Genomic DNA, 13,565 nt, shown 5'->3' with positions numbered 1-13,565 from the left:
GTATTCCAGGGCCATCAAGAAAAGGCAGTGATAGTCACTGCCTTTTACGTGTGGCTGATTACTCTTCGCTGAACAAGTCGCCGCCGTGCATGTCGATCATTTCCAGTGCCTTGCCACCACCACGGGCTACGCAAGTCAATGGATCTTCTGCAACTACTACCGGAATGCCTGTTTCTTCCATCAGCAGACGGTCAAGGTTACGCAGCAATGCGCCACCGCCGGTCAGAACCATACCGCGTTCTGAAATATCGGAAGCCAATTCTGGCGGGCACTGTTCCAGCGCAACCATTACCGCACTGACAATACCCGTTAATGGTTCTTGCAGAGCTTCAAGGATTTCATTGGAGTTCAGCGTAAAGCCACGCGGTACACCTTCAGCCAGGTTACGACCACGGACTTCGATTTCACGCACTTCATCGCCTGGGTATGCAGAACCGATTTCGTGCTTGATACGTTCGGCAGTTGCTTCACCAATCAGTGAACCGTAGTTACGACGCACATAATTAATGATGGCTTCATCGAAGCGGTCCCCGCCAATACGGACGGAAGAAGAGTAAACAACGCCGTTCAAAGAGATAACAGCAACTTCGGTAGTACCACCACCGATATCCACAACCATAGAACCGGTTGCTTCAGAAACTGGCAGACCAGCGCCGATAGCCGCAGCCATTGGCTCTTCAATCAGGAACACTTCACGAGCACCTGCACCTTGCGCAGACTCACGAATCGCACGACGTTCAACCTGAGTTGCGCCAACCGGCACACAAACCAGTACGCGCGGACTTGGACGCATAAAGCTGTTGCTATGAACTTGTTTGATGAAGTGTTGCAGCATTTTTTCGGTCACGAAGAAATCGGCGATAACGCCATCTTTCATTGGACGGATAGCTGCGATGTTGCCGGGGGTACGACCCAGCATCTGTTTAGCATCGTGGCCTACGGCCGCAACGCTTTTAGGTGAACCGGCACGATCCTGGCGAATAGCCACGACAGATGGCTCATTCAGTACGATGCCTTGTCCTTTCACATAAATCAGGGTATTCGCGGTACCCAGGTCAATGGACAGGTCATTGGAAAACATGCCACGAAATTTTTTCAACATACTAAGGGATAATCCTGAAAGCTGGGGCGGAAACAAAATCCGCTTACTTTACCAACCACTCATTGCAGCGACAAGGCGCAAAAATGTTCTGCAATGGTGAAAAATTGTGCAGTTTACTACGACTATTACACTTTCGACACGTTTATCCTCGAACTGCCGAGGAAACAAACAAACGCTGTAGGTTAAACGAACAGTGCAAGGAAGCAAACCGGGTTCATTTCATGCTTCAACAATCTGGTCAGCAGGCGTATTAGCCCCCTTGAGATGCAGCGCGCGTTATTCTACGTGAAATATTTATAAACGGCAGGTTAAACCGAGTATCTTTGCGAATATTTTTTCACGTTGCTGTCTAGTGGTTGAGAGGCCGCAAAAAAATCCCCCTGAGCACCCGCCACGCCTTTCTCCACCAGTGTCTGCCATTCACTTCGAGTTCTGACTCCAACCGCAAAAACTTGCGTCTGAGTCCCGTTACACGCCTCAACCAGACTCTGAACAAATAGCTGATTTTCAGTTCGTTTCTCGATGTTATGCACAAGCCCTGGATGCAACTTTATAAGCTCTACATCCAACTCTTTAATATAAGAGGCGCTGACTACGGTCAAACCCGCCTGGGAGACAGCAACACGAGCCCCCAAAGCTTTAATCAAGCGAATCACAGGCTGCAAACGGCTGATGTGTTGACAAACATCTGCCTCTGCAAGTTCAAAAAGAATGCGTCGTCGAAGCGATTTTTCTGACTGCATCAACGCATCACGCAGCCAACGCTGGAACGGAGCACGAATCAGTGACTCTACTGACACCTGAATAGCCAGCGTTTCTTCGGGCCAGAAACTGGCTAACGGTAACAATCGGGCGATGGTCTGTCGGTCATATTGCTCTGATAAACCAAACTGTTTCACCATCGGCAAATATTCCGCCTCCAGCACTTCTTGTTCGCCGTCGAAAATTCGACACATGATTTCACGATGATGCACGTAGCCATCACGCATCACCGCCGGTTTTTGGTAAAAACGCGGGCCACCACGCTGTAGCACTTGCTCAATAAGCGTACGCCATTTCACATTGCCACGCCCTTTTTCCGGCAAACTATCGTCATAAACCGACCAACTGTTCGCCCCTTGCAAAGACGCATTCCGCGTTGCGACTTCCGCATTCTCCATGACCTGCTCTTTGGTTTGCCCGCTGCGCCATGCACAAATACCGATATGCATCATGTCATTACGATCGAGCATCCGCGTTGGAGGCAAAGTATCGACGGCTTTCAGTAGCTGGCTGGCAATACTGTCGGCTTCTTTTAATGTGCGATGCGGTAACAAAACCGCGAAATCACTGCGGAAATAACGTGCCAGTAAAGCGCCGGGATATCGCATCACAAATGTCGATAACATATTAATAATGGTAAACAAATACTCTTCTACCGCATTCCTGCCCCATGTTTCATGCAAGGTATCAAAATCCGGTAAGCGGATAATCATCACTACGCCATGGGCACCGACTTGCTCTTGTTCATCAAGCAAAGTCGCCAGTTGGTTATCGAAGAACAGGCGATTATTCAGACCTGTTTTTGCATCTTGCGCCGCATAAGCACGAATCAAGGTATCCATTCTGCTGCGTTGATCGCTTGCGTTTTGCAGCTCAGAAAGCAATAAATCCAAAGCGCTGCTGGCTTGTGGGGGCCATTCCAGCACCGAACCACGCACTTCAACACCTCTTTCACCATTCAGAATACGTCGTGCCCTGCTTTCCAGTAACTCCTGCCCAACGAGTTGCTTTTTCATCCAGCGGATAGCAAAAAACAGCACGATAAGCATGAAGCCAACCGTGAACGAAAGTGGAACTGTCGTGAAAAGTGAGTTGTAGTAATTTGCCACCGGATCGCGATAGGTGAGCGAGAGGAACATTCCCGGATGCTTCATTAACTCAACGGTCACGGTGCGAAAACTGTAGCTATTTCCAAGTAAACGATAAGTTTGACTCAGTTGCTGCTGGTAAACCGTATTTCCGCCCACTTTGAATGTCACTTCGGTGATATCAATGGGGACCATGACTTCGTTGAGGCGTTTGATCAGAGCTTCTGGGGAATTTGAAATCAAATCGTTATCAATTATGGTGGCAACCGCAACCACACGCTGATGAACTTTATAATGCATCGCATTAAAGAAGCTTAATGAACAACCGACCAGCGTCACAAAAATAGCGAGGCCAGTCAGCAGTGTCATAAAAGCAGAAAGTTTCGTCGTTAATCGCATCCTTGAGTTAACTCCGTTTGGTGAAGATAGACCAGCCTGACTTGATGCGGCATTACATAGCAAAAGAGCTATTCAGGCAAACACGCTGAACAGATTCTTATCCTTTGTTGCAAAGGATGCGTATATCCATCCGCCGAGTTTCAAGTATAGCCTTCATCAACTTTTATCCCATTAACCCAACCGCAGCAAAATATGCTCTTTGTTTAAGTTTCAATTTTTTGTGACATATTCGCAGGGTTCAGCGTTCTCCGTCATGCTTAGCCTATAAAGTCACGCAGGAGAAAAAGATGAAGAAGATCACTCGCTTTACAGAAGCCGATGTCACGCCAGAATCAGTCTTTATGCTGAAACGCCGCCAGGTACTGAAAGCACTGGGTATCAGTGCGGCTGCTCTCTCGCTTCCTCAAACTGCGCATGCCGATATTCTTTCCTGGTTTAAAGGGAACGACAGGCCGCCTGCGCCATCGGGAAACCCCTGCAATTTAGCCAACCTGAACAATGGCAGGCGAAACTCGCCATGACGCCGGAAGATAAAGTGACTGGCTACAACAACTTTTACGAATTTGGTCTGGATAAAGCCGACCCTGCGGCCAATGCCGGGAGCTTAAAAACCGATCCGTGGAAAGTCACCATTAGCGGCGAAGTAGCAAAGCCACAAACGCTCGACCTCGACGATCTTTATAAGAAATTCCCGCTGGAACAACGTATCTATCGCATGCGTTGCGTAGAAGCCTGGTCAATGGTGGTGCCGTGGATAGGTTTTCCACTCAGTAAACTGCTGGCGCTGGTCGAACCCACCAGCAAGGCAAAATATGTCGCCTTCGAAACGCTTTACGATCCGGAGCAAATGCCAGGTCAGAAAGACCGTTTTATCGGCGGCGGATTGCAGTATCCCTACGTAGAAGGGTTGCGTCTTGATGAAGCGATGCATCCTCTGACGCTCCTTACCGTCGGCGTTTACGGAAAAGCGTTGCCACCTCAAAATGGCGCTCCGATACGACTCACCGTGCCATGGAAGTACGGGTTTAAAGGGATAAAGTCGATTGTCAGTATCAAACTGGTTAGCGAGTTGCCGCCCACGACCTGGAATATGGCCGCGCCAAATGAATACGGGTTTTATGCCAACGTAAACCCAAATGTTGACCACCCGCGCTGGTCACAGGCCAGTGAAAGATTCATTGGTTCAGGCGGCGTATTGGATGTAAAGCGCCAGCCAACGCTGCTGTTTAATGGTTATGCCGACCAGGTTGGTTCGCTCTATCGCGGCCTGAATCTAAAGGAGAATTTCTAACGTGAGATTAACAGCAAAGCAGATCACACTGTTGAAAGTGGTGCTACATCTCGCAGCCTTCTTGCCTTTTATCTGGTTATTTTATGCCGCAAATCAGGGGCTTTTAAGTGCTGATCCGGCAAAAGATATCCAGCATTTTACCGGCAGGATGGCGCTTAAACTCCTGCTGGCGACACTGTTAGTCACGCCTTTAGCGCGGTACGGGAAGCAGCCGCTGTTAATTCGAACCCGTCGGTTGTTGGGATTATGGTGCTTTGCGTGGGCAACACTCCATTTAGTCAGCTACGCCATGTTGGAATTGGGAATCAACAATTTGGCACTGCTTGGTCGGGAGTTGGTCACTCGCCCATATTTAACTTTAGGAATTATCAGTTGGTTGGTGCTGTTATCATTGGCGGCTACATCGACACAATCATTACAACGAAAATTGGGTCCACGCTGGCAAAAACTGCATAACTTCGTCTATCTTGTCGCCATCCTTGCCCCGATTCATTATCTCTGGTCAGTGAAGGTTATCTCACCGCAACCCTTACTGTATGCTCTGGGTGCAATCATCCTGTTAGCCTTGCGCTACAAGAAATTTCGCCAATGGCGACGTTAACGAAAGATATGTGTTGTTCCCCGCAGAAAAGTGATCAACCTTACCCCGTTAAGGGATATCAGTTGATCATCTTCCCTGATAAGACCAGTATTTAGCTGCCAATTGCTACGAAATCGTTATAATGTGCGACTTTGGTTTTTCTGACAGGCCATTTTCTGGCTCTGAAGGTGACAACCGAGCAACTTAGGTATATTTTGTAAAATACCTACAAATTGCAGGAGATGGCAGCACGATGTCGGCTAATTTTCACATTTTGCTTTTGAACGGCCCGAATCTTAACATGCTGGGTACACGCGAGCCTGAGAAGTACGGCACGCTGACTTTAGCCCAAATTGTTAACTCGCTCGAAGAAGAAGCAAAAACGCTAAATGTCTCGTTCAGCCACCTGCAATCAAATGCGGAATATGAATTGATCGACCGTATTCATCAGGCTAAAGACACTGTTGATTTTATTCTGATTAATCCGGCCGCGTTTACTCATACGAGCGTTGCACTGCGTGATGCCTTATTAGCGGTAGATATTCCGTTTATCGAGATACATCTGAGCAATGTGCATGCGCGTGAACCGTTCCGCCATCATTCATATCTTTCTGATAAAGCTGTTGGTGTCATCTGCGGATTAGGCGCTGACGGCTATTCATATGCACTACAGACTGCGGTAAAACGCTTGTCAAAATCCATCTAAACAAGAGTACGGAACCCACTCATGGATATTCGTAAGATAAAAAAACTGATCGAGCTGGTTGAAGAATCAGGCATTTCTGAACTGGAAATTTCTGAGGGCGAAGAATCTGTACGCATCAGCCGCGCACCGGCAAACACCGGTTTCCCAATGATGCAACAGGCTTATGCCGCTCCAATGTACCAGCCACAGCCGCAGCCCGGTCTGTCTAACGTTGTTGCACCTGCCGCTCCGGCAGAAGCACCAGCGGCTGCTGAAATCAGTGGTCACATCGTGCGTTCCCCAATGGTCGGTACTTTCTACCGCACCCCAAGCCCGGATGCTAAAGCATTTATTGAAGTTGGCCAGAAAGTTAACGTTGGCGACACTCTGTGCATCGTTGAAGCGATGAAAATGATGAACCAGATCGAAGCTGACAAAGCCGGTGTGGTAAAAGCCATCCTGGTTGAAAATGGCCAACCGGTTGAATTTGACGAGCCGCTGGTCGTCATCGAGTAACGAGGCGATTATGCTGGATAAAATTGTCATCGCTAACCGTGGCGAGATTGCTCTGCGTATTCTTCGTGCCTGTAAAGAATTGGGCATCAAGACTGTCGCTGTGCACTCCACTGCGGATCGCGATTTAAAACACGTATTGCTGGCGGATGAAACCGTTTGTATCGGTCCGGCTCCGTCTGTAAAAAGCTATCTGAATATCCCGGCAATCATTTCTGCGGCAGAAATTACTGGTGCGGTTGCGATTCACCCGGGTTATGGCTTCTTGTCTGAAAACGCTAACTTTGCTGAGCAAGTTGAGCGTTCAGGCTTCATCTTCATTGGCCCGCGTGCTGAAACTATCCGTCTGATGGGCGATAAAGTTTCTGCTATCAACGCAATGAAGAAAGCTGGCGTACCTTGCGTACCAGGTTCTGACGGCCCGTTAGATGGCGATATGGATAAAAACCGTGCCCATGCTAAACGCATCGGCTACCCGGTAATTATCAAAGCATCTGGTGGCGGCGGCGGTCGCGGTATGCGTGTAGTACGTAGCGATGCCGATCTGGAACAATCCATTAATATGACCCGTGCGGAAGCAAAAGCTGCTTTCAACAACGATATGGTCTATATGGAAAAGTACCTGGAAAACCCACGCCATATCGAGATCCAGGTATTGGCCGACGGCCAGGGCAAAGCGATTTATCTGGCAGAACGCGACTGCTCCATGCAGCGTCGTCACCAGAAAGTTGTTGAAGAAGCGCCAGCACCGGGCATCACGCCAGAGCTGCGTAAATTCATCGGCGAGCGCTGTGCCAAAGCCTGTGTTGATATCAACTATCGCGGTGCGGGTACTTTCGAGTTCCTGTTCGAAAACGGCGAGTTCTACTTCATCGAGATGAACACCCGTATTCAGGTTGAGCACCCGGTAACAGAAATGATCACCGGCGTTGACCTGATTAAAGAACAGCTGCGTATTGCTGCTGGTCAGCCACTGTCTATCAAGCAAGAAGACGTTCATGTTAACGGCCACGCGGTAGAATGCCGTATCAACGCCGAAGACCCGAACACCTTCCTGCCAAGCCCAGGCAAAATCACACGCTTCCATGCGCCTGGTGGTTTTGGTGTGCGTTGGGAATCACACATTTACGCCGGCTACACTGTACCGCCGTATTATGATTCCATGATCGGCAAACTGATCTGCTACGGTGAAACCCGCGAAGTCGCGATTTCTCGTATGAAAAATGCGCTGGCTGAGCTGATCATCGATGGCATCAAAACCAACGTTGATTTGCAGACTCGCATCATGAACGATGAAAACTTCCAGCACGGTGGAACTAACATCCACTATCTGGAGAAAAAACTGGGTCTTCAGGACTAAGTTTTCTCACGTTACATCGCTAAAAGGCCGGTTATCCGGCCTTTTTCTTTTTTGATCCTCATCACGCCGCTATGCGTTACAATCGCCGCTTTCCGCTAACTCAAGGGACAATAATGGACGCGCGTTTTGTTCAGGCCAATAAAGAAGCCCGCTGGGCGCTTTGGCTAACCCTTCTCTATCTTGCAGCATGGTTAGTGGCTGCTTACTTACCGGGTAATGATATTGGCCTGACAGGCCTGCCACACTGGTTTGAAATGGCGTGCCTGCTGGTACCTTTGCTGTTCATTTTACTGTGCTGGGCCATGGTGAAATTTATCTTCCGTGATATTCCTCTGGAGGATGATCATGCAGCTTGAAGTGATACTGCCACTGGTCGCTTATCTGGTGGTGGTTTTTGGCATTTCGATGTATGCCATGAAACGTCGTACTACAGGTAATTTCCTCAACGAGTATTTCCTGGGCAGCCGTTCAATGGGTGGATTCGTATTGGCGATGACACTCACTGCGACCTATATCAGCGCAAGTTCGTTTATTGGCGGGCCCGGTGCTGCCTATAAATATGGGCTCGGTTGGGTTCTGCTGGCGATGATTCAGCTACCTGCTGTGTGGCTGTCTTTGGGGATTCTGGGCAAAAAGTTCGCCATACTTGCGCGCCGATATAATGCGGTGACGCTAAATGACATGTTGTACGCCCGTTATCAAAGCCGTCTGCTGGTGTGGATGGCAAGTATTAGCTTGTTAGTCGCTTTTGTTGGTGCAATGACCGTGCAGTTCATCGGTGGAGCGCGCCTGCTGGAGACTGCGGCCGGCATTCCTTACGAAACAGGCTTGTTGATTTTTGGCATCAGTATCGCTCTTTACACCGCTTTTGGTGGCTTCCGCGCCAGCGTGCTTAATGACGCGATGCAAGGAATGGTGATGCTGATTGGTACGATTTTGTTGTTAATTGGCATCGTTCATGCAGCGGGTGGATTGCACAGCGCGGTAGATAAACTTCAGCATATCGACCCTAAACTTGTTTCTCCACAGGGCGCGGATAACATTCTTTCGCCAACGTTTATGACCTCGTTCTGGGTGCTGGTCTGTTTCGGGGTGATTGGTTTGCCTCACACCGCAGTGCGCTGTATCTCTTACAAAGACAGCAAAGCCGTGCATCGTGGCATTATCCTCGGCACAATTGTGGTTGCCATTCTGATGTTTGGAATGCATCTCGCCGGGGCGTTAGGCCGCGCAGTGATACCTGATTTGAAAGTACCAGACCTGGTTATCCCAACGTTGATGGTCACGGTATTACCCCCGTTTGCTGCGGGGATCTTCCTTGCTGCGCCGATGGCGGCAATTATGTCGACAATTAATGCCCAATTGCTGCAATCCTCCGCTACGATCGTCAAAGATCTTTATCTGAACATGCGCCCGGAACAGATCCACAACGAACGACGCCTGAAAAGAATGTCATCGGTGATCACGCTGATTCTGGGAGCGTTACTGCTGCTCGCCGCCTGGCGTCCACCAGAGATGATCATCTGGCTGAACTTGCTGGCATTTGGCGGACTTGAAGCGGTGTTCCTGTGGCCGCTGGTGCTGGGTCTGTATTGGGAACGCGCCAATGCAGCAGGTGCGCTGAGCGCGATGATTGTTGGTGGCGGGTTGTATGCCGTGCTGGCGAGCTTCAATGTCCAGGTGCTTGGCTTCCACCCAATTGTGCCATCCTTATTACTAAGTTTGCTGGCGTTCCTTGTGGGCAACCGTTTCGGTCAGCCGCTGCCTGTTCCAGCACTCGTTTCAACTACTGATAAATAAAGAGTTTCGCTATGCCATGGATTCAACTGAAAATTAATACCTCTGGCGGCAACGCTGAAGAACTCGGCGATGCGCTGATTGAAAGCGGTGCGGTTTCCGTTACCTTTCAGGACACCCATGACACACCAGTATTCGAGCCATTACCTGGCGAAACCCGTTTATGGGGCGATACCGATGTGATTGGCCTGTACGACGCAGAAACAGACATGAAAGAAGTCGTGGCAATCCTTGAAAATTGCCCACTTCTGAGCGTGGGTTTCCCGCACAAAATCGAACAGTTGGAAGACAAAGACTGGGAACGCGAGTGGATGGATAACTTCCACCCAATGCGTTTTGGTCAACGCCTGTGGATCTGTCCAAGCTGGCGTGATGTTCCCGATGCAACTGCGGTGAACGTGATGCTGGATCCGGGCCTTGCGTTTGGTACCGGAACTCACCCAACCACATCTTTGTGCCTGGAATGGCTTGATGGTCTGGATCTGGAGGGTAAAACGGTAATCGATTTCGGATGTGGCTCAGGTATTCTTGCCATTGCCGCTCTGAAACTGGGTGCGGCCAAAGCGATTGGTATTGATATCGATCCCCAGGCTATTCAGGCCAGCCGTGATAACGCGGAACGCAACGGTGTTTCTGAATGTCTGGAACTGTATTTACCTAAAGACCAGCCAGAAGCCATGAGCGCCGATGTCGTGGTCGCAAACATACTGGCAGGCCCTTTACGTGAGTTAGCACCGTTAATCAGCGTGCTGCCGGTCCAGGGCGGTTTTCTGGGGCTTTCTGGCGTTTTGGCAAGCCAGGCTGAAGGTGTTTGTGAAGCGTATCAGGACAAATTCACCCTCGATCCTGTTGCCGAAAAAGAAGAGTGGTGCCGCATTACCGGTTTCAAACGCTAAAAAGTGCACACCAGTAACGTGGTCCTTTGACCACGTTACTGAATCAGTTTCTTACCCATCTTCATGCTCATCAGAACAATTCATCACAGTGATATAACGCAACAAAATGAGATACCGATCGCAGAAAAGCACTGATTTTGGTGATTTAACCAGCACTTTATCGCGTATCTATCGAGTTAATAATCATGAATTACTACTGATTATGGCGAAATTATAAAAGCGCACAAATCAACCAAATTAATGCAATGCATTGAAATTAATGATTAATTTATTTTTTCCACTGTGCGGGATGAGGATTCATTGATCTACGACAGCTGATTGTTCAAAGTTTGGCCTTTCATCTCAGGCCAAAAATGCGTAATATACGCCGCCTTGCAGGCAAGTATGGTCATTTCTTAACTCATGCGCATTGGACACCACCAGCTCAGAAATCGACTGATTGCAGCACCTATGGCTGGCATCACTGACAGACCATTCAGGACGCTGTGTTACGAGATGGGAGCCGGACTCACTGTTTCCGAGATGATGTCCTCTAACCCTGAAGTTTGGGCGAGTGATAAATCACGTTTACGTATGGTGCACGTGAATGAACCAGGTATTCGCACCGTGCAAATTGCCGGTAGTGATCCTGATGAGATGGCAGAGGCCGCACGCATTAACGTGGCTAATGGCGCCCAGATTATTGATATCAATATGGGATGCCCGGCGAAGAAAGTGAATCGTAAACTCGCAGGTTCCGCTCTGCTGCAATACCCAAGTCTGGTGAAGTCTATCCTGACAACGGTTATTAACGCAGTTGACGTACCTGTTACGTTGAAAATTCGCACTGGCTGGGATACGGCGCACCGTAACTGTGAAGAGATTGCCCAACTGGCTGAAGACTGTGGCATTCAGGCTCTGACAATTCATGGACGCACACGCGCCTGTTTATTTCAGGGAGATGCTGAATACGACAGCATTCGGGCAGTTAAGCAGAAAGTTTCCATTCCGGTAATCGCGAATGGTGACATTACTGACCCGCTTAAAGCCAGAGCCGTACTCGACTATACAGGGGCAGATGCTCTGATGATAGGACGTGCAGCTCAGGGAAGACCCTGGATCTTTCGGGAAATCCAGTATTATCTGGACACTGGAGAGCTGCTTCCTCCACTGCCTCTGGCAGAGGTGAAGCGCTTACTTTGCGGACACATTCGCGAACTTCATGGCTTTTATGGTCATGCAAAGGGATACCGAATTGCCCGTAAACACGTTTCCTGGTACTTACAGGAACACGCTCCAAATGACCAGTTTCGGCGCACATTCAACGCCATTGAGGATGCAAGCGAACAGCTTGAGGCGTTGGAGGCATACTTCGAAAATCTTGCGTAATTAGAAATAAAGAGCTGACAGAACTATGTTCGAACAACGCGTAAATTCTGACGTACTAACCGTTTCAACCGTTAACTCACAGGATCAGGTTACCCAAAAACCTCTGCGTGACTCCGTGAAACAAGCACTGAAGAACTATTTTGCTCAACTGAATGGTCAAGATGTTAATGATCTGTATGAGCTGGTATTGGCTGAAGTAGAGCAGCCATTGTTGGACATGGTGATGCAATACACCCGTGGCAACCAAACCCGCGCTGCCCTGATGATGGGCATCAACCGTGGCACGCTGCGTAAGAAATTGAAAAAATACGGCATGAACTGATACTAATCAGTTAACTTGTTGTTTAAAAAGGCGCTACTCGGCATGGGGAAGCGCCTTTTTTAACGAATGGATTCCCACATTGATAGTGAAAGCGCCTGGAGTGGTAAACAGTTAGCTATCGGTCAACTCACACAGAGCCCGGAGTTCTTCTTGCATGTATGAAGAAAAGTACTCAGGATTTTTAATAACAACACGGTCACCAGACTGAATTTTATCAGCCCACCCGGCCACTTTTTTCGTGAATCCGGTATCCCATCCATCCTGAATACCTCGTGCAGTAACATCGGCTGCGCTAGCCGGCACACCTAATTCTTTTAAATACTTCAGCATCCCCTTAGCGGTGCTTTCATCCATGGAATGTGGCGTGGATGCAGATGTATTCATACCGCCAATGAAATCCAATGCTTTATCAATTACTGCTGGCATATTCTTATCCTTAAAATTAACCATGTAATAATCAAGACTATAATATGCCCCGAGATTAACCGTAATATCAAAGAGATCATTATCTTTTTTTCTACCCGCTCAACTTTCGGGGCGAAGTCTTTCTGCTCCATTGGTATAGCGCAGAAGTGGATTGAAAAGAACGCCTGAATCTATGTCATAGTCGCCGCGCCTTGCAGAATGGGGAAGCGCCTTTTTTAATGTCTGAAAAATAGTTAACTTCATTTTCTCTCCACATTTTTTTGCCTATCTGCACTTTTCTCCACTTTGTTTACACAGCACATGAATTGCAATTATTCCCGACTCCTCGTCAGGCTTATCACGGTGATAAAATCACCACATTCACACCGGACCAGGTTTTTAGATAACTTTGTGGCCATAGCGCACAAGTCATCCCTGGGCGGGGTTTGCGTTAACGAGGTTCCATATGAAAAAGCTCATTGCCGCTGCGTTGCTTTCTACACTTCTGGCAGGTTGTGCAACCAACTCACCTTGTGTGCCGGTCTATGACGACCAGGGACGTTTGGTGCACACCAATACCTGCATGAAAGGGACAACGCAAGATAACTGGGAAACGGCGGGGGCTATCGCCGGTGGTGCCGCAGCGATTGCCGGATTAACCCTGGGTATTGTGGCCTTAACTAAATAAGCAAAAACATATTTTTGAAAAGCGCGCCCTGATGATGGCGCGCTTTTTTTTGGATTTCTCGAACAGAACCTTTGCATTGTTAAAGTGCAAATCGTCACAACCTCCCTGTTTTTTAGTTTTACTCCCTCCGCCGCCAAATCTTTTTAGCGTGAAACAAATCACTCAGTTCTTTTAGGTTTTGTTTTATTGCAGCACAAGTCGTGATTCCTCTCACACTCCACTCTTCATACTACTCACGCTAATGTTAACCCCTGAAATTACTTCTTTTCACATGATCAAAAACTGAAACTTTTTTGCGCTGAAATGTGG

At 48.5% G+C, this 13,565-nt stretch carries 14 protein-coding genes and 1 pseudogene; 11 read left to right on the top strand and 4 right to left on the bottom strand.

Translation table 11 applies throughout. The features are described 5' to 3' along the window. Nucleotides 1–58: 58 nt before the first annotated feature. A complete protein-coding gene (gene mreB / locus RHD99_RS02165) occupies nt 59–1,102 on the bottom strand; it encodes a rod shape-determining protein MreB (protein WP_000913396.1) in 1,044 nt (347 codons plus the stop codon). Between the two features lie 308 nt (nt 1,103–1,410). After that, nucleotides 1,411–3,351, bottom strand: a complete 1,941-nt coding sequence (csrD, locus tag RHD99_RS02160; protein ID WP_309877304.1) for an RNase E specificity factor CsrD — start codon at nt 3,349–3,351, stop codon at nt 1,411–1,413. Nucleotides 3,352–3,638: 287 nt separating this feature from the next. Here csrD and msrP point away from each other — a divergent pair. The 10 genes and pseudogenes from msrP to fis all read left to right on the top strand — a co-directional run bounded on the left by msrP (nt 3,639) and on the right by fis (nt 12,163). Then, a pseudogene (gene msrP / locus RHD99_RS02155) lies at nt 3,639–4,642 on the top strand (protein-methionine-sulfoxide reductase catalytic subunit MsrP). Between the two features lies 1 nt (nt 4,643). Beyond that, on the top strand, nt 4,644–5,243 hold the full coding sequence (msrQ, locus tag RHD99_RS02150) for a protein-methionine-sulfoxide reductase heme-binding subunit MsrQ (RefSeq protein WP_309877303.1): 600 nt from the start codon (nt 4,644–4,646) through the stop codon (nt 5,241–5,243). A 232-nt stretch (nt 5,244–5,475) separates the two neighbouring features. Continuing rightward, nucleotides 5,476–5,928 carry a type II 3-dehydroquinate dehydratase gene (aroQ, locus tag RHD99_RS02145; protein ID WP_034459855.1) on the top strand — a complete coding sequence of 151 codons (453 nt, stop codon included), beginning with the start codon at nt 5,476–5,478 and terminating at the stop codon, nt 5,926–5,928. Between the two features lie 21 nt (nt 5,929–5,949). Next, complete coding sequence (gene accB, locus RHD99_RS02140) at nt 5,950–6,423, top strand: acetyl-CoA carboxylase biotin carboxyl carrier protein (protein ID WP_183270848.1); 474 nt, start codon at nt 5,950–5,952, stop codon at nt 6,421–6,423. A 10-nt stretch (nt 6,424–6,433) separates the two neighbouring features. Next, nucleotides 6,434–7,780 (top strand): acetyl-CoA carboxylase biotin carboxylase subunit, encoded by a 1,347-nt coding sequence (accC, locus tag RHD99_RS02135; protein WP_270142579.1) that lies wholly within the window; start codon nt 6,434–6,436, stop codon nt 7,778–7,780. A gap of 113 nt (nt 7,781–7,893) precedes the next feature. Further along, nucleotides 7,894–8,136: a YhdT family protein gene (locus tag RHD99_RS02130; protein ID WP_183270850.1), complete on the top strand. Its 243-nt coding sequence runs from the start codon at nt 7,894–7,896 to the stop codon at nt 8,134–8,136. Continuing rightward, on the top strand, nt 8,126–9,580 hold the full coding sequence (panF, locus tag RHD99_RS02125; RefSeq protein WP_183270851.1) for a sodium/pantothenate symporter: 1,455 nt from the start codon (nt 8,126–8,128) through the stop codon (nt 9,578–9,580). The genes RHD99_RS02130 and panF overlap by 11 nt, the downstream gene beginning before the upstream one ends. 11 nt (nt 9,581–9,591) lie before the next feature. Next, nucleotides 9,592–10,473: a 50S ribosomal protein L11 methyltransferase gene (gene prmA / locus RHD99_RS02120; protein ID WP_309877302.1), complete on the top strand. Its 882-nt coding sequence runs from the start codon at nt 9,592–9,594 to the stop codon at nt 10,471–10,473. Between the two features lie 402 nt (nt 10,474–10,875). Next, the gene (gene dusB / locus RHD99_RS02115) at nt 10,876–11,841 is read left to right on the top strand and encodes a tRNA dihydrouridine synthase DusB (protein WP_309877301.1); all 966 of its coding nucleotides are present in this window, start codon (nt 10,876–10,878) and stop codon (nt 11,839–11,841) included. 25 nt (nt 11,842–11,866) lie between these two features. Further along, nucleotides 11,867–12,163, top strand: coding sequence for a DNA-binding transcriptional regulator Fis (fis, locus tag RHD99_RS02110; RefSeq protein WP_000462905.1), 297 nt, complete (start codon nt 11,867–11,869; stop codon nt 12,161–12,163). Nucleotides 12,164–12,274: 111 nt separating this feature from the next. Here the strand turns inward: fis and RHD99_RS02105 are convergent, their stop codons facing one another. Continuing rightward, nucleotides 12,275–12,613: a DUF1889 family protein gene (locus RHD99_RS02105; protein ID WP_309877300.1), complete on the bottom strand. Its 339-nt coding sequence runs from the start codon at nt 12,611–12,613 to the stop codon at nt 12,275–12,277. Nucleotides 12,614–12,688: 75 nt separating this feature from the next. Next, nucleotides 12,689–12,832 (bottom strand): hypothetical protein, encoded by a 144-nt coding sequence (locus tag RHD99_RS02100; protein WP_309877299.1) that lies wholly within the window; start codon nt 12,830–12,832, stop codon nt 12,689–12,691. 202 nt (nt 12,833–13,034) lie between these two features. Here RHD99_RS02100 and RHD99_RS02095 point away from each other — a divergent pair, with 202 nt between their 5' ends. Continuing rightward, on the top strand, nt 13,035–13,256 hold the full coding sequence (locus RHD99_RS02095) for a hypothetical protein (RefSeq protein WP_034459881.1): 222 nt from the start codon (nt 13,035–13,037) through the stop codon (nt 13,254–13,256). The last annotated feature ends 309 nt before the right edge of the window (nt 13,257–13,565 follow it).

The sequence above is a fragment of the Buttiauxella selenatireducens genome (assembly GCF_031432975.1).
GTDB lineage: Bacteria > Pseudomonadota > Gammaproteobacteria > Enterobacterales > Enterobacteriaceae > Buttiauxella > Buttiauxella selenatireducens.
The sequence above is the reverse complement of the archived record's forward strand: the minus strand, read 5'-3'. Positions and strand labels throughout refer to the sequence as shown.